The 21,085-nt window shown below is 36.6% G+C and carries 20 protein-coding genes; 11 read left to right on the top strand and 9 right to left on the bottom strand.

The annotated features are described in order from the left end of the window. Positions 1–158: 158 nt before the first annotated feature. Entirely contained in the window at positions 159–1,340 is a 1,182-nt protein-coding gene (locus tag J2Y60_RS05465; RefSeq protein WP_309914439.1) for an SAM-dependent methyltransferase, read from the bottom strand. 12 nt (positions 1,341–1,352) lie between these two features. Further along, positions 1,353–1,913, bottom strand: coding sequence for a hypothetical protein (locus tag J2Y60_RS05460; protein ID WP_309914436.1), 561 nt, complete (start codon positions 1,911–1,913; stop codon positions 1,353–1,355). Positions 1,914–2,025: 112 nt separating this feature from the next. Here J2Y60_RS05460 and J2Y60_RS05455 point away from each other — a divergent pair, with 112 nt between their 5' ends. Next, complete coding sequence (locus J2Y60_RS05455; RefSeq protein WP_309914434.1) at positions 2,026–2,733, top strand: fatty acid desaturase; 708 nt, start codon at positions 2,026–2,028, stop codon at positions 2,731–2,733. A 199-nt stretch (positions 2,734–2,932) separates the two neighbouring features. On the opposite strand, the gene J2Y60_RS05450 is transcribed toward J2Y60_RS05455, so the two are convergent. From J2Y60_RS05450 to J2Y60_RS05440, 3 genes are all read right to left on the bottom strand, one after another. Then, entirely contained in the window at positions 2,933–3,406 is a 474-nt protein-coding gene (locus J2Y60_RS05450) for a DinB family protein (protein WP_309914431.1), read from the bottom strand. A gap of 1 nt (position 3,407) precedes the next feature. Next, on the bottom strand, positions 3,408–3,884 hold the full coding sequence (locus J2Y60_RS05445; protein WP_309914427.1) for a nuclear transport factor 2 family protein: 477 nt from the start codon (positions 3,882–3,884) through the stop codon (positions 3,408–3,410). 203 nt (positions 3,885–4,087) lie between these two features. Continuing rightward, positions 4,088–5,176, bottom strand: coding sequence for a Gfo/Idh/MocA family oxidoreductase (locus tag J2Y60_RS05440; protein ID WP_309914423.1), 1,089 nt, complete (start codon positions 5,174–5,176; stop codon positions 4,088–4,090). 135 nt (positions 5,177–5,311) lie between these two features. Between J2Y60_RS05440 and J2Y60_RS05435 the strand changes: the two genes are divergently transcribed. The 3 genes from J2Y60_RS05435 to J2Y60_RS05425 all read left to right on the top strand — a co-directional run bounded on the left by J2Y60_RS05435 (position 5,312) and on the right by J2Y60_RS05425 (position 7,598). Continuing rightward, positions 5,312–6,190 carry a ChaN family lipoprotein gene (locus tag J2Y60_RS05435; protein WP_309914421.1) on the top strand — a complete coding sequence of 293 codons (879 nt, stop codon included), beginning with the start codon at positions 5,312–5,314 and terminating at the stop codon, positions 6,188–6,190. Between the two features lie 256 nt (positions 6,191–6,446). Next, complete coding sequence (locus tag J2Y60_RS05430; protein WP_309914418.1) at positions 6,447–7,016, top strand: hypothetical protein; 570 nt, start codon at positions 6,447–6,449, stop codon at positions 7,014–7,016. Between the two features lie 18 nt (positions 7,017–7,034). Then, complete coding sequence (locus J2Y60_RS05425) at positions 7,035–7,598, top strand: GNAT family N-acetyltransferase (protein ID WP_309914415.1); 564 nt, start codon at positions 7,035–7,037, stop codon at positions 7,596–7,598. A 151-nt stretch (positions 7,599–7,749) separates the two neighbouring features. On the opposite strand, the gene J2Y60_RS05420 is transcribed toward J2Y60_RS05425, so the two are convergent. From J2Y60_RS05420 to J2Y60_RS05405, 4 genes are all read right to left on the bottom strand, one after another. After that, positions 7,750–8,274 carry a MepB family protein gene (locus J2Y60_RS05420; RefSeq protein WP_309914411.1) on the bottom strand — a complete coding sequence of 175 codons (525 nt, stop codon included), beginning with the start codon at positions 8,272–8,274 and terminating at the stop codon, positions 7,750–7,752. Next, complete coding sequence (locus J2Y60_RS05415; protein WP_309914407.1) at positions 8,274–8,729, bottom strand: hypothetical protein; 456 nt, start codon at positions 8,727–8,729, stop codon at positions 8,274–8,276. Before J2Y60_RS05415 ends, J2Y60_RS05420 begins: the two co-directional genes overlap by 1 nt. A gap of 125 nt (positions 8,730–8,854) precedes the next feature. Then, positions 8,855–9,526, bottom strand: a complete 672-nt coding sequence (locus J2Y60_RS05410) for a hypothetical protein (RefSeq protein WP_309914405.1) — start codon at positions 9,524–9,526, stop codon at positions 8,855–8,857. Positions 9,527–9,692: 166 nt separating this feature from the next. Next, complete coding sequence (locus J2Y60_RS05405) at positions 9,693–10,223, bottom strand: hypothetical protein (protein ID WP_309914401.1); 531 nt, start codon at positions 10,221–10,223, stop codon at positions 9,693–9,695. A gap of 253 nt (positions 10,224–10,476) precedes the next feature. On the opposite strand from J2Y60_RS05405, the gene J2Y60_RS05400 reads away from it, so the two are divergent. From J2Y60_RS05400 to J2Y60_RS05370, 7 genes are all read left to right on the top strand, one after another. Further along, a complete protein-coding gene (locus J2Y60_RS05400; protein WP_309914398.1) occupies positions 10,477–12,924 on the top strand; it encodes a TonB-dependent receptor domain-containing protein in 2,448 nt (815 codons plus the stop codon). 743 nt (positions 12,925–13,667) lie between these two features. Next, on the top strand, positions 13,668–15,002 hold the full coding sequence (locus J2Y60_RS05395; protein ID WP_309914395.1) for a rhamnogalacturonan acetylesterase: 1,335 nt from the start codon (positions 13,668–13,670) through the stop codon (positions 15,000–15,002). Between the two features lie 21 nt (positions 15,003–15,023). Next, entirely contained in the window at positions 15,024–16,856 is a 1,833-nt protein-coding gene (locus tag J2Y60_RS05390; protein ID WP_309914392.1) for a rhamnogalacturonan lyase, read from the top strand. Positions 16,857–17,018: 162 nt separating this feature from the next. Next, the gene (locus J2Y60_RS05385; protein WP_309914389.1) at positions 17,019–18,149 is read left to right on the top strand and encodes a glycoside hydrolase family 88 protein; all 1,131 of its coding nucleotides are present in this window, start codon (positions 17,019–17,021) and stop codon (positions 18,147–18,149) included. A 333-nt stretch (positions 18,150–18,482) separates the two neighbouring features. Continuing rightward, positions 18,483–19,247 carry a rhamnogalacturonan acetylesterase gene (locus tag J2Y60_RS05380; RefSeq protein ID WP_309914386.1) on the top strand — a complete coding sequence of 255 codons (765 nt, stop codon included), beginning with the start codon at positions 18,483–18,485 and terminating at the stop codon, positions 19,245–19,247. A 280-nt stretch (positions 19,248–19,527) separates the two neighbouring features. Further along, on the top strand, positions 19,528–20,220 hold the full coding sequence (locus J2Y60_RS05375; protein ID WP_309914383.1) for a carbohydrate-binding protein: 693 nt from the start codon (positions 19,528–19,530) through the stop codon (positions 20,218–20,220). 117 nt (positions 20,221–20,337) lie between these two features. Next, complete coding sequence (locus tag J2Y60_RS05370; protein WP_309994560.1) at positions 20,338–21,069, top strand: alpha/beta fold hydrolase; 732 nt, start codon at positions 20,338–20,340, stop codon at positions 21,067–21,069. Positions 21,070–21,085: the final 16 nt, after the last annotated feature.

Below are 21,085 nucleotides of genomic sequence, written 5' to 3'. Positions count from 1 at the left end.
TTTTAATTAGTGGGTTGTGAGTTAAGAGGAATTGTAAATTGTTGGTATTACTTATCAACGTAGAAAAGTTAATTAATTATCAATTAAAAATTCACTAACTGATAATTCACTAACTCACAATTCGCAACTCGCTAACTCACAAATTACTAACCAAAAACTCACAATTGAAACAGTTTCTCCAAATGATGGTATTCAATACCAAAATATGCTTTGGTGGCTTTTAGTTTTTCTAAAATCTCTGGATTCTTTTGTTGCGCTTTCGGGTTCCTGATACCTACTACTAATACATTTTTAGGCGTATGGGCATCCGAAATAAACTGAAATACCTTGGTCTTATACCCAAAATATTCCAAAATCATTGCTCTGATACCATCCGTCACCATCTCTGCCTGACGTTCCAGAAAGATACCATATTTTGTCAGGAAGTCTAGTTCATTACTGGCTTTATGTTTTTCGATTTCTCTTCTAATCTGTTTATGACAACATGGTGCTACCACAATCAAATCAGCTTCAGCCGTGATTCCTTTATAAATAGCATCGTCAGTAGCAGTATCGCACGCATGAAGAGCAATTAAAATATTCGTGCCAATGCTATTATAGTCTTCAATGGTGCCTTCTACAAAATTAAGCTTCTCAAAACCCGTATTTTGGGCAATACGATTACACAATTGCACCATATCGGGTCTAAACTCTACGCCTGTTACCTCCGCTTCTAGCTTCAACACATTCGTCAGGTAGTCGTACAAAGCAAAGGTTAAATATCCCTTCCCCGAACCCATATCGGCTACTTTCAAAAGGTTTTGCGTAGGAATATCTTTGATTAACGAGCTTAGAATTTCTACATAATGATTTATCTGTCGATATTTATCTTGTGCATTTTTATAGACATTCCCTGCTTCATCAGTAATCTTCAATTCATGCAAATAAGGCTTTTCTTGCGGTTTTATTAAGCGATTTTTAGCCTTGTCGTGTTCTAAAGAAGTAGCATTAGGATTGGTAGAAGCATTTTTTCGAAGTACTGTTTTCTGATTGATTTTCTCTATAATCAAATCAAACTGTGTGCTAAAAAGCGTAGCAATATTAAAGCCTTCTTGTAAAGCTTTTTCTATTAAACCGATGCCTTCTGCCACACCAAAGTTTTTTACAATATCACGGGTTTTATAGCGATATGTAAAACTAAGTTTCTCTTCTTTTTTTATTAAAACTCTTTTGATATAAATATTCTTGAGTTGTTCTTCAGCCCCTTTATAATTGCCTAATGATATTTTAACGAAAGAATTATCAAGCAGACTTTCGTGAATAGTCTGGATAAATGTCGCTAAGTGTTCTGGTTGATTCATGGTATGTGGATATTACTCAGCGATTTCAAATATTTTTGGCAAGCCCATTTCTCTAGCATAATGCGCTGTGCCATACTTGTAAACATATTCTAACAAAGTGTTAGTATCAGCATGAAAGTCAAACTGAATATCTGGGTGAAGTTTTACGACCTTTTTTAATAAAAAATCAACTCGTTTTACGATATAAAGGGCTAGCGTATCAGACTTTGAATTGTACTTTTCTATCCATTTTAGTTGTTTCTCAAAACAATCTTTCAAGAGCTTCAGCGTCAATTCTACTTCCCCATATTTATCTTTCGTGACTCTTACATGACGAGTAATCTGAGCGTTGGTATTGCGCATATCCATCATCAAATAACCCGATGAGAAAACAGGCGTATCGTATAAAGTATCAATGATGATTTTGATATCTTCTCGCCTCGACTCAATCGTCAGTCCTTCTTCTACCAAGGTAAAGGTTAATTGCTCAATCAATATCTCATCTTTGCCAATAAGCCTCAATAATAATTTATCTTTATCTTTCTGAGGCATCGAAACAATTGCCTGTTGTAGTTCTTTTTCTAATTTTGCCATTCCTAATACAAAAAGTGAAGCAATGATTTGTTGTTATCTTCATAACAAAGTTACGGATAAATGAGTTTTTAAAGTATTAAACTGTAATTACTTGCTCAGGTACATCTTTTCCATGAAACATAAAGGACTATTTTTTGCCATTAGCATTATTTCGCTTTGGGCTTTGTCGCTACTATATTTATTGAATTATCCAATCGATTTCGCTAATCCTTTGGTGTATGTTTTTGTATTAATACAAATGCAGTTGTACACAGGCATTTTTATTACTGCTCACGATGCAATTCATGGCGTAGTGACACCCGATAACAAACGATTGAATAATGCCATTGGCTTTGTCTGTGCTACGCTTTTTGCCTTTAATAATTATTATAAATTATCAAGGAAGCATCATCTGCACCACAAAAACGTAGTGACCGACGAAGATCCAGATTATTATGCAGGAGGATTTTTCAGATGGTATTTGAAGTTTGCCTTAGAGTATGTAACCTTCTGGCAGATTTTGTTAATGGCTATTACTTATAATTTATTGAAGCTGGTGTATCCGATGGAAAATCTCATTCTATTTTGGGAAATTCCTGCTATTCTGAGTACCCTACAGCTTTTTTATTTTGGTACATACCTCCCTCACCGTGGCGAACACGAAGCCCACGACCTCCACAAAGCGCGTAGCCAAAAACTAAACCATGTTGCGGCGTTTATTTCTTGCTATTTTTTTGGTTATCATCACGAACACCATGCTTACCCCTATCTACCTTGGTGGAAATTGGCGGAGGCTAAAGAACAAGAGGAATTAATAATAAAGCATAAAAGGGAAATGTAAATCCCGAAGGGATGTCAGGATTATAGCAATGATTGCATTGTTGTTTACAAAACACTGAAAGGGTGAAATAAAGGTTGTAAAGAATTCCTGTATCACCCCTTCGGAGTTTTATCTTATTTACTATTTCCTTGTCTATAATCCTCACATCCCTTCGGGATTCGCTTTATTCAGCTTTCTAAATTCACTCCACATTCAACACTCAAAACTCATCACTCAAAAGTCCTAACTGTTTCAAATGATGGTCGAGGTGGCGAACATAATCATTTGCCACAAATTCAAGGGTTACCAATTCTTGTCCTAACATAGGGGTCGTTGCATTTCCCCAATTTGTGATAGTGCCATAGTTCTCTTTGGGTAAATTAAGCAACACCCTACAAAAATGCTTGTTTAACAATACCCACAATTGAAGTAAATCTTTGCTATCATAATGTTGATAATCAGCGGCTTTCACCCATTCGTTTTGTCGATAAATGATGTGTGCATTTTCTTGGTATTGCCCCACTACCATTCTGCGAATATTACTTTGGGCAGAATCTATCAGATGTCCCAATACTTCTTTCTTAGACCACTTTTCTGGACTTTCCTTAGCTACTAATTCAGCTTCTGAGCATTGTGAAATATAGTTTTCTACAGCTATAATTCTGGCTTGAAGGGTGGATACTACTGCTTCCATGCTATTGATATTCGGGATGTTTGGCGATAAATTTACGAAGGTTTCCCATCGCTCGCTCTCTTACTTGTTTTTTCAAGAAGGGAGTCCAGCCTAATAGTTTACCTATCATTCCTAATGACTGTGACGACCAGCGATAAAAACTAAATTTATCACGATGCGTGAGAATCTTACCATCTTTAAAAGTAAAACTAGCCTCTATGATATTGTGTACTTTATTGCCCGATTGCGAGAATGTGTACCAAGCCTCCCAGTGTGCCTGCCCTGTATTGTCATCTGCTTTTACATCAGAATATTCTACAATAGTACTTGCCCCTACTCCGCAAAGCATTCGCCACATAGCAGGAATTTCTTTGCCTTTCAAGTCAAAGGCTTCGTCTTTAAAGGTAGCTTCTGGATGATAACAATCACCCATTGTCTTGAAGTCTTTTACCTTAAAAGCTTCATAAAATGTCTGAATTAGTGTTTCGTTGGGGGTCATTGTTTTTTTTAAGCTTTGAGCTATGAGCAGTGAGCTATGAGATTTCTTTAACTTATCAAACCTCTACATTAACATAGTCAAAAATATAATAGTTGAATTTAATTTCTATTTGCTTATAAATAAGTTGAAATTTATGTCAACCTATTTTAGGCAAACACACATAAAATCTCATAGCTCACGGCTTATAGCTTACAGCTAAAAAATTACACCTTTACTTCCTTACCAGTCTTAGCTGCTTTAAAAATTGCTTCAATCAGTTTCATATCTCTTAGCCCTTCTTCACCAGGGGTGATATTGGGTTTGTTATTGATGATAGCATCGCAAATACCCTCCATTTCCAGTACTTGGTGATATACAATTGGCAATTTCATTTCGCCTTTTGATGTTTTTCCTTTTAATGGCCCATAATCGTAAGCTGGCGACATCTCTAAATTTCCATTTTCATAGCCTACATACAAACGTTGCAAACCGCTGTTATAAGTAGTAGTATGATTTGAAACCGCTCCGCTCGGGAATTTCATTTGCCAGAAAAGCGTTTCTTCAATACCCGGCAAATATATGTCTGGTCGTGTTTTTACGGTTTGTGCCGTTACCGAAATCGGTTCTTCACCAGTGGCATACCTAGCCGCATTTAAGGCATAAATACCCACATCCATCATTGGTCCTCCGCCCGACAGTTTAGGGTTCAATCGCCATGCTTTTAAATCACGTAACGGAAAACCAAAACTTGCTTCTACAAAAGTAACCTTGCCAAAATCCTTATCTTTTGCCAAACGCATTACCTCGTTGGTAAATGGCTCGTAGTGCAAACGGTAGCCAATAGCCAACTGAACATTGGCAGCCTTGCAAGCGGCAATCATCTCTTCAGCCTCCTTTACCGAAACTGCCATTGGTTTCTCACAAATTACGTGCTTGCCAGCTTTGGCGGCACGAAGCGTAAACTCGTGGTGCATTGAATTGGGTAATACTACATACACCACATCAATGTCAGGATTATTAGCAATTTGGTCAAAATTTTGATAATTGTAGATATTTTTGTCTGGAATATTATACTTTTTCTTCCAAGTTTCTGCCTTTTCAGGCGTACCTGTCACGATACCAACTAGTCGGCAATTAGTCGTTTTTTCGAGTGCTGGGGCCAATTGATAGGTAGCATAATAGCCCAAACCAACCAAGGCTACTCCTAGTTTTTTCTCAGGAAAGGCTGCCTCAGCCTTTAAAGAAGCAAGCATAGGAACAGTAAGCGACGTAGCCGCAAAGGTTTTTAGGAAATCTCTCCGTGTGTTTTTCATAGTTAATCTGGAATATAAATTGGTTTTTATCGTTTTCAGTATTACAAAGCTATTAGTATCCCAATTGATTTTCTTAATTTTAACGAATACATTTTGAAACTATTCGTCATCGACATCCATTCAATAAATACCTTTATGAAAACATATTTGTGTGCAATTGCCTTCCTCCTATTTACTTGTTCGTTATCAGCAGATAAACCTGCCTATATGCTTTATAGCAAGCAATTAAAAGAGACTTCCTACCAAAAGATGATGAAAGAATTGGCAACAGCCGACATTGTTTTCTTTGGTGAATTACATGATAATTCTTTAAATCATTGGCTTGAATTACAGGTTACTAAAGATTTATTTGCGCTCAAAAAAGAAAAATTGGTACTTGGTGCCGAAATGTTTGAGGCAGATAACCAAACGGTATTGACAGAATACCTCAAAGGTTTTATCACTGCCAAACAATTGGAAACCGAAGCAAAAGTATGGCAAAATTATCAAACTGATTATAAACCTTTACTAGATTTTGCCCTGAAAAATAAGTTGAATTTTGTAGCCTCTAATATTCCTCGCAGATATGCCAGTATGGTTTCAAAAGGTGGATTAGAAGCCCTCAATCAACTATCAGACGATGCCAAAAAGAATATTGCTCCGCTACCCATTGAAGTAGATTTAACCTTGCCTGCCTATGCCGAAATGATGAAAATGGGCGGTATGCACGGCAGTGGTGGTACCAATATTTCAGCAGAAAATATTACTAAAGCTCAAATTATTAAGGATGCCACAATGGCAAACTTTATTTTGAAGAATTGGCAACAAGAACAGTGTTTTTTACATTATAATGGAAGTTATCATTCTAATAATTTTGAGGGGATAGTTTGGCATTTGAAAAGAAAGAATCCAGCGTTGAAAATAGTGACGATTAACACGATTGAAGAAAGTGATATTGAACATCCTTCAGAGAAGGCAAAAAACTCAGCAGATTTTATCATCGCTATCCCTGATGATATGACGAAAAGCTACTGAGGGGCCTAAGGACTAAAGGACTTTATGACTAGAAGACTAAAGGATATTAGACACTAGATATTAGACACTAGATATTAGACACTAGGATGTTGGGAATTAGAGAAAAAAAGTAAATCACTAACTCACAATTCACTCAATCACTAACTAAAAACAATCACTAATTCACAACTCACTCAATCACTAACTAAAAACAATCACTAACTCACAACTCACTCAATCACTAACTAAAAACAATCACTAACTCACAATTAAAAAAATGCAAGACATAGAACCATTTTATAATTGGGAAAACCTTTATGTAGCTTCCAAAGATCCACGTTCACCTTTTTATGAGCGGCTTTATAATACGTCCTATTATGAACATGATATTTATGGTTACTTTATTCATCCTTTTTGGGATGAATTTGAATCGGAAACACTATATTGTAAGATATTATTTTGTGATTACGACCTTCGTTTTGTCATCATCGAAATGTTTGGTGAATGGAATGATACCCTCCACAATGATATTATGTGGTTTAAACGAAATGTGATAGACCACCTCATCAATCAAGGTATCAATCAATTTATCTTGGTGGGCGAAAACGTACTGAATTTCCACGGAAGCCACGAGGACGATTATTATGCCGAATGGTTTGAGGAAGTAGAAGACGGATGGATAGCAGCTTGTAATTTCAGAGACTTTATTCAACAGGAGTGGACAAAATTTCGACTAGACTATTACCTTAATTTTGGCGGAACGCTAGATGTAGTAAATTGGAGAGTATTAGCTCCCCGACAATTTTATGAAGTAATCAAAGCATTAATGACAAGACGATTAAACTAATATTTTCCTTTCAAAACAATGAGCGTAATTTTCACCACTATCACTAAAGACGAAGAAATCTGGCAGTTATTGGATTTACAACAGAAAAACTTAACCCGAAATATTTCAGAGAATGTAGCCAACGACCAAGGTTTTGTAACGGTTGTTCATAACTTCAAATTGCTTTCTCGCATGAATGAGGCCTATCCGCAAATCATTGCCAAGGATGGTGACCAAGTGGTGGGCTATGCATTAGTAATGCCCGAAAGTTTTAGAAATGATATTCCAGTATTGACAGCAATGTTTACGATGCTCGATGAACTGGAGTATAAAGGCAAGTTGGTGAAAGATTACCGCTATTATGCCATGGGGCAAATTTGTGTGGCAGAGGGCTATCGTGGGCAAGGACTTTTTGATGGACTATACGCCAAACATAAAACTGAATTATCAGATAAATTTGAGCTTTGCGTGACTGAAATTGCCAAACGTAATACTCGTTCTTTAGCAGCCCATAAAAGAGTAGGCTTTGAAATTATTCATGAATATTTTGATACTACCTATCCTGAGCTTTGGGAAGTAGTGGTGTTGGATTTGAGGGGATAGATTGTTAATAAAATAACCTCACCCCCTGCCCCTTAAACCGTGGTCTGTGGCACACAGACCACGGTTATAAGTTTTAGCCACAAGTCAATAAGTGCTTCAAAATCAATAACTTATCACTAGCGAGGGACTTAAGTCCCTCGCTAGTGATAAGTTAGGAATTCCTAAACAATCTTTTTGCCAAAGCTAAATCTACCAATCCATTATCTGGAATTTCTAAGAAATACGCTAATTGCCATTGTTGGGTCTTCAAAGCTTGTTTGCTATTGGCAATATCCCAAGGAGGATATACTCTAATAGCTCTCTTTCCCTCTTTATGATTATCAGTCAAAATTCCTTTTTGGAGTAAAACAGCTTTAGGAAAGACAAATTGTCCAAAATGATTGTCGCTTCTGGTGCTAATTACGACTAAATCTATCTCATCATTTATATCATAAGGTTCAATTATTCCTTCGTTATTTCTTTTCCATAAAGTAACAAATTGTCCTGTTTTTGTCGGTGTAATTTTAGCAATACGATATTTGATAGTTAGACTATCAAGCCTAAAATCACAAGCACCATATTCAGCACTTTCAGTTGCTGGAATAGGTTCTGTACAATTGAACCCACATTGATTATACACTAATGCTTTGGCAAGAAGGAAATCTTTATTATTGGTTAATTCGTCTTTTGATTTCATTACTTACTTTTTACTCTTATATATTTCTCCACAATTACGCGGTCTATGCCTAATTTTTCTAGTTTCTCTACGCCTTTCTGGATTAAAGTATCGTTCTGGATTTTCACCACAAAAATGAATTTATTATTCTCCCAATTTTTGTCGATAAAATACTCCAAGTTTTCAGTGTAAACACTGTCTACTAATGTATATTCACCTCCACCTGCTGTAAAAGCAATGGCTGAATCTTGTTTAGCGATTGGATGACTCAAAAAAGCAAAATGACTTGGGTTGATAATCTTAATCATTTTTACTTTCGGATTAAAGGTTGAAAATGAAGTATCTTTTTCAATGGTCTCTGCCGAAACCAATTCCCAAGTTCCGATAATAGGAAGACTCTCGTTTTCTTTAACTTTACAAGCAAACATGGTAGAACATAGCAGCCCCCCTAAAATAATTCTAATTGTTAGTTTCATAGTTTTTAGTTTTTCACAAAAATCAAATTATTCCCTTGAATTTGTAGCTTGTACTGTACAGGTAGAAAACTTAGAATAATACCTAAACAAATAGTAATTACTTAATTGATATGAAAATAAACATTTTAATAGTCCGCTTGATAACCATGACCATTCTTTCCATAAAATGTTAGCCATCTAGCCAAAGAATAAACAATGTGTAATTTGCCTGCTATATCATTTTCTTCTGAATCAGAAGGAGCTCTTTGGTTTTTAAGATATTCTAGATTATTTTCCTTAGCAATATTATCAGCAGTATTCATTAACCTATTGCCATAATCTAATGCTTCTTCAGCAAGTTTGGTTTCCCAAGCTTCGTGTACTAAACTTTCATCTATCAAGCCAATACATGTTGTCAAAAATTCGCCTCTGAATACATGTTCCTCCTGTCCATAAGCAATATAGATAGGTAATCCATCAATCTCTTTTGCCAATTCAAGAATATAATAACCTTTATGTTTTTTGATAAAATCAGATTCAGATAGTTCTTTATTACTATCTTGGTATTTTACCTTAATCCAGTCCTCTGCTTCTTTGTCACGTCCAACTTGGGGAGCTTTAAGAGTTTCATACACTGAAATCTGATTAGCAAACCATTCTTCAAGAAGTTCTTCTTTAGATGGAAGTTTTTTGCCTTTTAATTTATCAAGAAAACTCAACTCAAGTGTTTCTTTCCCTTCTATTACTCTAAAGATTTGATTGAATCTTTTCTCAAATCCTTTTTTGGGTTTCCCCATTGGTATTAAATCTAAGCCCATCGTTTAAATATTTATTTATTAAAATGTAGTTTTTCTTTAAAGCAATTCTCTTTTTATTCAAAGACATGAGACACACTCATGGCATGACTTCCAATTAATCGGCAACTATCATAAAACTAACCAAGTCATGCCATGAGTAATTCACAGACCACGGGTTAGGAAGACGTTATTTCTTAGTCAGGAAATAAAGTTCTCTTTCTAATTCATGTTTCAATTGTGCAACACTTCTCTTCATCATAAAATAGGGCACTAATAACATAATGATACCGTGAATTATAAAAATTGGCAATACACTACTTAAGAATTCACTAGGCATTGTACTAATAAATGAAACAAGGAAGATAGCATATACAATACTTATCAGTATGTAAAAAGGAATTCCAAAAGTATTGAATCCATTTATTTCAGTTTCAATTAAAAGTTTTTCATTTTGTACAGTGTATGTTCCTTCAGCAATAGCCACATTAAATCCTCTATCAAAAAGCTTCTTTCGTTTTTTAATTTTAAAACCTTCATAATTTACTGTGCCTTTAAAGTCTTTTTTACTGGAAGAAAACACCTCAAAAGGATTTAAAAACAGTCTAGTACTACCTTCTTCTACGATAGTATCCATTTTGTTGACGAAGTCATTTCTACTGATTGGGAGGTCGATTGTTAAGGTGTCAATTAGTTTAATCTTCTTTAGGAATTCATCCATATTAATATTTGTTAAGATGTGGTTTATGTTTTGTGACTATGTGGATTATTAGTCCAATGAATTTATGTAAAATAATTGAATCTGTTAATTAAAGGAATAATATATTTATGTACCTAATCCCCCCTTAAACTTTTTAGCCTTTGAAAAATCTAAGACCAGTACAAGGATTATTGTCAACTTCAGATTCCTTACAGAATCCTTCCGTAACTTTGTTTCATCAACCAATTATACATCAGCATTTATCTAAAATCGTATGAATAAATTACTAATTGTAGTGTTACTTGTGATGAGTAACTTTTTTGTCTTTGCTCAAACTAAACCAAGTAACAGTCTATCTGGTAAATTGATTGATGGTACTACTAAAGAGCCTCTCCCTTTTGCTGCTGTTATTGTATTAAAATCGCTTGAAACTGGAAAAGATTCTTTGCTAAAAGGCGTTAATTCCAACGAATTGGGGATGTTTCAACTCACAAACTTGCCTGCTGAAAAACTTAAAATCAGGGTATCTTTTGTAGGGTATCAAAATTATGAACAAGTTGTTGAATTAACCAATCAAGAGACTGTCTTGGCTGACATCGCTTTGTTGCCAGAACCTAAAATGTTGAAGGAAGTTACAGTCACGGCTACCAAAAGTACTACCTCAATGGGGATGGACAAGAGGGTTTTTAATGTAGAACGAAACCTCACTACGGTAGGTGGTACGGCTGAAAATTTGCTACGCAATTTGCCTTCGTTAACCATTAATCCAGATGGTTCTGCCAATTTAAGGAATATGGGGGCTACGATTTACATCAATGGAAAACCTACGCAATTGAGTTTAGCACAAATTCCCGCAGGACAGATTGAATCGGTTGAAGTAATTTCAAACCCTTCGGCTAAGTATGAAGCAGCGGCTTCGGGGGGTATTGTCAACTTGATTTTGAAGAAAAATCGTGAGGCTGGCTATAACGGTACCGCTAGTGTAGGTATTGGCAATAATTCACGGTATGATGGCATGGTAAACCTGAACGTGAATCAAGGAAAATGGAATTTTTCGACCATCTATAACTTTAATGCAACTAAAAACCCGCTGAATGGTTATGCTTATCGTACTAATTTTACCAATACGGGGGCTGTCGCGAGCTATTACAATCAAAATACGGATGTTTCTTTGAACAATCTTTTTCATAATATACGTTTGGCAACAGATTATACCCTTAATAAAGCTAATACGCTTTCGTTGGCTGGTAGTTATGTGACAGGTGAATATAATTCAGAAACCAACCAACAGTACCAGAATTTAGATGCTAGTAAGGCATTAGTAAGTTATGGTGGCAGAACTACGAAGCCACACAACACTTTTAATAATGTTGGTGTTGAGTTCGACTGGAAGCATAATTTTGCTCAGAAAGGAAGAACTTTGAGTTTCGTGAGTTCGTTTACTCGTAATAATTTATCGAATGCGGCTAATTGGTTTACTACGGCATTGAATGCCGATGGGAATACCCAAGCGGGGTTTCCAGAAACGGATATTATTACAGGAAATACCGTGGGAAGCCAGATACTTGCACAGGTGGATTATGTAAAACCTATCAACGATTCCACTAAGCTTGAAATGGGTGTAAGAAGCTATACCTATATACGTGACCAACAATATCTTTTTTCAAAATTAGATGAGGCAAGTAATACCTTGATTCTTCAGAAGGATTTTTCACAGGATGCTAACATTACTGAAACCATCAATGCGCTGTATGTGATGTATGCTACCAAATGGAAAAGGAATATCAGTTTTGAAGCTGGTTTACGCTTTGAGCAGTCGAGCCTGACGGGCATTTCAAACCTTGATGCTAAATCTAATTTTGGCTATAAATTCCCATCAAGCGACGGCTCAAATTTAATTAAAGCGTTATTCCCTTCGCTATCTATCAGTAAAAAACTGAATGCCGACTCGGAGGTTGGTATTAATTTTAGTAGAAAGGTAGGGCGTCCTAATTTCAGACAATTGTTTGTCGGAATTCAGGCTAATGATAAACAGAATATTACGATTGGTAACCCACAAATTCAACCTGAGTTTGTTAATACTGCCGAGTTGAATTATAATACTTCATTAGGTAAAGTAAACTGGCTATCGAGCTTCTATTATATTTATGAAGACAACACCATTAAACCAATCGTACAAGCATCGCCAACAGACCCATCTGTTTATGTAACTACTTTCATCAATGCACAGGCTGATATTCAAACGGGTTTTGACAATACGTTGACTTTTGCGATAGGTAAACGCCTTAACTTCTTAGCCAATTTGAATGTATTCAACATGGTATTGAAATCGGCAGATTATGAAAAAAAGTTGTGGCGTTTTAATAGCAAACTGAACATTACTTATAAAGTAAGCAACAGTATTTCAGCTCAATTGAATTCAAATTATGACAGCAAAGCCCCACAATTACAAGGCTATCGCCAAGGGATAAAAGCGATGGATTTTGCCCTTAGAAAAAGCTTTATGAACAACAAGGCTAGCGTATTGTTTACGATTAATGATATTTTTAATTCAAGAAAACCGATTACGATTTACGACCAGCCAACATCATACCAAGAGTCGATGAATAGACGAGAGGTAAGGTTTTATAAAATCACGTTGCAATTGCCAATAGGCAACAGCACTGCCGCTAAGAAAAAGGAGCAAAAAATTACGCGTCCTGATGTTGATTTTAATAATTAGATTGATTACTGATGGCATGACTTGAAGTCATGCCATCAGTGAAACCTTTCATATTTTTTAAAATTACTCGTCAACGTATACTACAAGCGTTACAAAACACAAACAACTATTTCCACTCCTTGAATGACTAATACTAGATAGTCTTGTAGTGAAATGCCTACCTTTTGCTTTGGTAAAAAATACCACAGCACTGTAGAAGCAAAGCAGAAGCAAATACCACAGCACTGTAGAAGCAATGCAGAAGCAAATACCATAGCACTGTAGAAGCAATGCTAGTATAATAAAACTATTAAAACTTAAGAAAACTATATAAACCATTAAAACAATAACAACAACAATGATAAAAAAAAGTATTGTTGTTAAGATGAATAACAATGCTTTTTTTTGCCTTTGATTGCTATGACAAAATCAAGGGCAAAAATCAGGTAGAAAGGTTTTGTTTTTAAAAGAAAAATCGCTATATTTATATAAAGTTTTACAGCCTGTTATCTTCCGTGTTTTTGCTAAAATCAAAAAATCTTGTGTAGTTTTTATCAATGGAAATATTTAATGTTTCCTAATTAAGCTATTTTTTGTCCCAAAAAAACCTACGATTCCTACCCCGTGAGACCACAGGAGAGTTTTAGAGCCTTGTAACCCTTAATTTGTATTATCATTTAAAAAAGATAACATAGTCTTATTTTAATACAACGATTTCTTTTTAAATAGGACTTTATACATAATTCAACGCTATCACATTCAAGATGAATAAATTTAGGGCATTATTATTGGGTATTATTTTCACATTTTCTTCTTTGTACACTTTTGCTCAATCACCAACTAGCTTCAAATTTGACTTTGGTGCTGGAAAAGTTGCTAAAGGATATACACAGGTCTTACCTGAATCCATTTATACCAAAGAAAAGGGATTTGGTTTTTTGCCAAATGCACCCATCGTTTCAGAAACCAGAAAAGGCAAAGATGCGTTGACCTCAGATTTCTGTACCAGTACACAGTCTTTTTATTTTACGGTGGATATTCCAGAAGGGAATTATAATGTAAAGCTATACCTAGGAGATACAAAAGGTACTTCCACCACAACCGTGAAAGTTGAAAACCGCAGGTTGATGTTGGAGAAAGTAATTACACCAGAAGGAAAAGTGGAAGCCAAAGAATTTACCGTGAATGTAAGAACTCCTCGTATCAATGATACCGAAAGTGTAAAACTTAAGCCTAGAGAATTTGAATACTTGCATTGGGATAATCAGTTGACATTTGAATTCGCTGACGTGAATCCTAAAATTTGTGGCTTAGAAATCACCAAAGCAAATGACTCAGTAATAACTGTTTTTTTAGCGGGTAATTCAACCGTGGTAGACCAAATCCAAGAACCTTATGCGGCTTGGGGACAAATGATTCCTAGATTTTTTAAAGCGAAAGAGGTAGTTTTCGCGAATTATGCTGAATCGGGAGAGACTATCAAAAGTTTTGCAGGTGCCAAACGTTTGGATAAAGTAATGAGCTTGATGAAGGCTGGCGATTACTTCTTTATAGAATTTGCCCATAACGATCAAAAGGCAGGCTCTGGCGTTGAAGCGAATACGACGTACAAGGAATTTCTAAGATCATACATTCAGAAAACAAAAGAAAAAGGTGGTATTCCTGTGTTGGTAACTTCTATGCCTAGAAGAAATTTCGATGATAATGGTAAAATCATCAACACACTAGGCGACTTTCCCGATGCGATGCGTCAGGTAGCAAAAGACGAAAATGTAGCATTGATAGATTTGAATGCGATGAGCAAAGTGCTTTTTGAAACGATGGGTACTGAAAAATCAATGAAAGCCTTTGTGCATTACGAAGCCAATACTTTTCCTGAACAAACAAAGGCTATCCACGACAATACTCACTTTAGCAATTATGGTGCTTATGAAATCGCTAAATGTATTATTGAAGGCATTAAGCAAGCAAAATTAGGCATTGCTACTTCATTAATCAGTGATTTGCCAAGTTTCGACCCTGCTCGTCCAGACGACGAAGCTAGCTTTAGCTTGCCACATAGTCCGCTAGTTCATGTGGTAAAACCTGATGGTAATTAATACGCTCTAATTCAAATAACAATGAAATCAACTATCTTAAAAAGTATCATTATCCTTTGTGTAGTATCGTTCCAAACGTCGGCACAACGCTTAATGGAAAACCTCAACAGAGGTATCATCGCTATCAACCAAGGCGCTGGGAAAGTATTTGTAAGCTGGCGTTTATTGGGGACGGAAGCACCTGATACCAAATTCAACCTTTATAAAACAACTGGCAATGCCAAAGCCATTAAGCTAAATAAAGAGCCTTTGACAAAAGGCACCAACTTTGTAGATGAAAAGGTAGATTCTTCTAAAGTAAATACCTATTTCGTGAAAACTATTATTGGTAAAACAGAAGGAAATGCGAGCGAGTCTTTTGTATTAGCTGCGAATTCACCTGCACAAAACTATCTTTCTATTCCTTTACAAACGCCTGACAGATATACACCGAACGATGCTTCGGTGGGTGATTTAGATGGCGATGGAGTGTATGAAATCATCCTACATCAAGCGGGTATCGCTAAAGATAACTCTCAGAAAGGGGTGACCGACGAGCCTATTTTTGAAGCGTATAAGCTAGACGGCACATTACTCTGGAGAATTAATTTAGGTAAAAACATTCGTGATGGAGCACATTACACGCAGTTTATGGTGTATGACCTTGATGGTGACGGTAAGGCTGAATTTGCTTGTAAAACGGCAGACGGTACAACCGACGGCAAAGGCAAAGTAATAGGCGATGCGAAGGCTGACTATAGAAATGCTGATGGTAAGATTTTAGATGGTCCAGAGTTCTTTACCATTTTTGATGGCTTGACTGGTGCGGCTTTAGCGACTACTGATTATATCCCTGCCAGAGGTGACCTTGGCGGATGGGGTGGCAAAGGTGGAAACGGTGGCAATGACAAATCAGGTAACCGCAGCGACCGCTTCTTAGCGTGTGTGGCTTATTTAGATGGAAAACTACCGAGCGTAATCATGTGTCGTGGATATTATGGAAGAACCGTTTTAGCCGCTTGGGACTGGCGTGGTGGTAAACTAACTTCTCGTTGGGTGTTTGATTCTAAAGATGGCAGTAATCCTTTTTCAGGACAGGGTTATCATAACTTAACCGTAGCGGATGTGGATGCTGACGGCAAAGATGAAATTGTATATGGCTCGATGGTCGTTGATGATAATGGACAAGGGTTGTTTTCGACTGGCTTGCGTCATGGTGATGCCTTGCATGTTACTGATTTAGACCCTTCTCGCCCTGGCTTAGAAGTATTTGGTGTGCATGAAATTGAAGAAAAAACCGAAGGGCCAGGTGCTGCTTTGTATGATGCTAAAACGGGTGAAATCATCTGGCGTAAAAATGAAGGGCAAGACGCTGGCAGAGGCGTAGCTGAAGATATTGACCCTAGTAACGAAGGGGCAGAAATGTGGTGGTCGGGTTCAGGCGGACTGTTTAATGCGAAGGGTGATAAAATTGGTGATAATCCGAGTTCAACCAACTTTGTGATTTGGTGGGATGGTGATTTATCACGCGAGTTATTAGATGGAAACCATATCGACAAGTATAAAGTGGGCAGGCTGTTTACTGCGGAAAACTGTTCTTCGAATAATGGTACAAAATCAACGCCTGCATTAAGTGCGGATTTATTTGGCGACTGGCGTGAGGAGGTAATTTTTAAAACCAACGATAAAAAGGAATTGCGTATTTTTTCAACGACGATTCCTACCGAACACCGTTTACCGACGTTGATGCACGACCCGCAATACCGACTAAGTATCGCTTGGCAAAATGTAGGCTATAACCAACCACCACATACAAGCTACTTCTTAGGAACAGGCATGAAAACACCGACGAAGGCGAATATAAAAGTGAAGTAAGGGGTGAGTTGTGAGTTAGTGAATTGTGAGTTAGTGAATTATGAATGTTATAGCACATCTATAATTCATTCTCCACTAAAACAATCACAACTCACTCAATCACTAACTCTCAATTCACTAACTCACAATTCACTAACTCACAACTAACTCAAACAAAAGAACATGAAAAAAAACATTACAACGCTCTGTCTTCTTGCACTGATAAGTATTTGTCAGCTACAGGCACAGAAACTTCCTAAAAAACAGGAAATGTTAAAGGCTTTAACAGTAGCCAACGATTACTTTATGACAAAATGGGCTGATGTTTCTGCTCCAATTGTGCGTCCTGATAAAACTCGTCCAAGTAATATCTGGACACGTGGGGTATATTACGAAGGATTGATGGCCTTGTACAGTGTTGACAAACAAAAACGTTATTACGACTATGCTGTAGCATGGGGAGAAGCTCATAAATGGGGTTTACGCAATGGTATCAAAACCCGTAATGGTGATGACCAATGCTGCGGACAAACGTATTTGGATTTGTATTTGATTGACCAAAAGCCTGAAAGAATCCGTGATATCAAAGCGTCTATCGATAGTATGGTGAACAGTACTAAAAAAGACGACTGGTCGTGGGTAGATGCTTTGCAAATGGCAATGCCTGTGTTTGCTCGTTTAGGACAAATCTACAAAGATGATCGTTATTACGAAAAGATGTATGAGATGTATATGCACACCAAAACTATTCACGGAGATAAGGGGTTATACAACCCTGCCGAGGGACTTTGGTGGAGAGATAAAGATTTTGACCCTCCTTATAAAACGCCTGCTGGAAAAAACTGTTACTGGTCGCGTGGAGATGGCTGGGTAGTAGCGGCTTTGGTGAGAGTATTAGAAATTATGCCTAAAAATGCGCCACATCGTGAAGAATACCAAAAGACTTACTTAGAAATGATGAAAGCGTTGCCTCCACTTCAACGTGCAGATGGTTTCTGGAATGTGAGCTTAACGGATGAAACTGATTTCGGCGGGAAAGAATTAACAGGTACGGCTTTGTTTACTTATGGCATGGCGTGGGGAGTAAATCATGGGCTATTGAATAAAAAACAATACTTGCCTATCATTGCCAAAGCAAGCAATGCGATGCTGAAAGACTGTGTACAACCTAACGGATTTTTGGGTTATGTACAGGGCACAGGAAAAGAACCTAAAGACGGACAGCCTTTGAGCGTAGATAAACAACCAGATTTTGAAGATTTCGGACTAGGCTGTTTCTTATTAGCTGGTTCAGAGGTTTTGAAGATGAAATAGGCGATTAAGCATTAATCCTTCCTATTAGTGGGTGACTTAAGTCCTATTGATTACCAACATCTTTTAAAAAAATTGAAATGAAGATGTGATTATTGATAAAATTGGTTTAAATAGACTTAAATAGCCTCTCAAACCTCATCCCCCAGCCCCTTCTCCTTCAGAGAAGGGGAGCAGATTATCAAGCTTAAAGCTCCCCTCTCTGAAGGAGAGGGGTTGGGGGTGAGGTTGATACATATTGATTATCAATAACTTATATATTTTTGGGTAATCAGTAGTACTAAAGTCACCTGCTAATAGAAATAAATTTGATAATCAAAGTATAATAACAACAACATGAAACGCATTCTAATTCTATCAAGTATTATTTTTCTTTCTTTTACCTTCTTTAAAAAAGAAAAACCTACGTTGTATATCATCGGTGATTCTACCGTAAGAAATGGCTCGGGTAAAGGTTCTGACGGACAATGGGGTTGGGGAAGTGTAATCCAAGATTATTTTGACACCACTAAAATCCATATCGAAAACCATGCGATTGGTGGCAGAAGTAGCCGTACTTTCTTGACAGAAGGACGTTGGGATAAAATCATGGCTAATCTTAAAAAAGGAGATTATGTGATGATACAGTTTGGTCATAACGACGGCGGAGCATTGAATGATAGTACACGTGCCAGAGGAAGCATCAAGGGAATCGGCGAAGAGACCGAAGAGATTGATAACATGATGACTAAAAAACATGAAACCGTACACACTTACGGCTGGTACATGCGTAAATACATCAATGAAACCAAAGAAAAAGGTGCGCAAGCGATTGTATTCTCGCCAGTGCCACGCAATGTATGGAAAGGTGGAAAAATACCAAGAGATACTTATGGAAAATGGGCAGCTGAAACAGCTAAGACCACAGGAGCTTTCTTTGTAGATTTAAACGAATTGGTGGCTGTAAAATATGAGCAATCGGATGAGGCTACTTTGAAGAAAAACTACTTCCCTATCGACCATACACATACTAATTATGAAGGAGCAAAAGTGAATGCTCAGACAGTAGTGGAAGGCTTGAAAGAAGTGAAAAAATGTAAATTGAATAAATATCTAAAGTAATCATACTGATTGCCAATCTCAAAAAATACTGATGACATGACTTGGATTCATACCATCAATGCTCTTATCACTAGCGAGGGACTTAAGTCCCTCGCTAGTGATAAACCATTTAATTATCAACAACTTACAAACTTATAGATAATCTATAAAACTTAAGTCTCTCTCTCTAGGGATAAGGGTTCCCTACTCTCCACAGAACCATACAAACCAACTTGTACATTTCGACTTATACGCTTAACTTGGAAGACTATGAAAAGTTAACTCGTAAACAATTCCTCCAATGTCCAAACATACTCTGCTGTTATTATGCTGTGTAACGATTTGTTCTTTAAAGTCTGTCAGTGCTCAAAAAAAGGCATCTTTGTATAAAGGCACACCTTATCAAGATGCTTTGTATAAAAAAGGCGCACAGAAAATCCCCGGGAAATTGCAATGCGAATACTATGATTTAGGTGGCGAAGGCATTGCTTATCACGATACCGATAGTGTCAATGCAGGTAGTGGGCGTCTTAATAAAGTAGATGGCAGTTATTTACATTCTTTCCGTATCAACGAATCCGTTGATATTTCATATACTAAATTCCAAAATCCACCGATAGATAATTCAAGCTATAATTTGGCACCCACAAAACCAAATCAATTATACGTGGGTTGGACGATGCCCGGTGAATGGATAAAATACACTATCGACGTTCAACAAGCAGGGACTTATCAATTAGGAATCATGTTTACTGCCAATAAATATGGTGTTATTTCATTTTCGGTAAATGATGTAGATCAAACTGGACAGCTTATTCTTCCATCTACCTTTGTAGACGCCGATACCATCGCTTGGCGACAATGGCATCATTGGAATTATCTTGATGATATAGCAACAGTTAAGCTCCCAAAAGGCATTCAAACATTTACCATTCATACCGTTGATATAGGCAATATGAATTATGATTATATTAACTTTAAGAAGATAGATTAAGTAACTTCTTGTACGATAAAATCATTCACATAATAGGACACCATGAGCTATCAAATTATCACAAAAATACTCTTTATAATATTGGGCATATACCTTATCATTTGTGGATTATTGTTCATGTTTCAAGAAAAGCTCATTTTTTTGCCTCAAAAACTTAATAGCACACATCAATTTAGTTTCTGGCAAGACTTCAAAGAAATGAATTTTAAAATGAAGGATGGAGTATTGCTTAACGGAGTTTTATTCAAAGCGGTTAATTCAAAGGGACTTATCTTTTACTTACATGGCAATGCTGGTTCGTTGGAAAATTGGGGAGAAGTAGCAAAAACTTATACAAGCCTACATTATGATGTTTTCATGCTCGATTATAGAGGATATGGCAAAAGCGAAGGCTCGATATTCAGTGAAGAACAGCTTTTTCAAGACAATCAGGCTGTTTATGATGAATTAAAAAAGACATATTCTGAAAATAAAATAATAGTATTAGGGTATTCAATTGGTACTGGCATGGCGACCAAAATTGCCTCCACCAATCATCCAAAACTATTAATTTTACAAGCCCCATATTTTAGCTTAACAGATTTGATGGAACACTACTACCCTATTATTCCCCCGTTTATACTACAATACAAACTAGCAACTAACCTATATATCAAAGATTGCAAAATGCCTATTGTGGTTTTTCATGGAGATGAGGATGAAATAATTTATTATGGCTCATCTTTAAAGTTAAAAGCATTATTTAAACCACAAGACACCCTAATAACATTACCCAAACAGCATCATAATGGCATCACCGATAATGAGAATTATAGAGTGTACATTCAGAAAATATTGATGGAGAATTAGTAATATTATATTTATT

The organism is Arcicella sp. BE140 (genome assembly GCF_031456255.1).
Taxonomy (GTDB): Bacteria; Bacteroidota; Bacteroidia; order Cytophagales; family Spirosomataceae; genus Arcicella; species Arcicella aquatica.
Note: the sequence above shows the minus strand (reverse complement) of the source record. Positions and strands in the feature narration are given on the sequence as shown.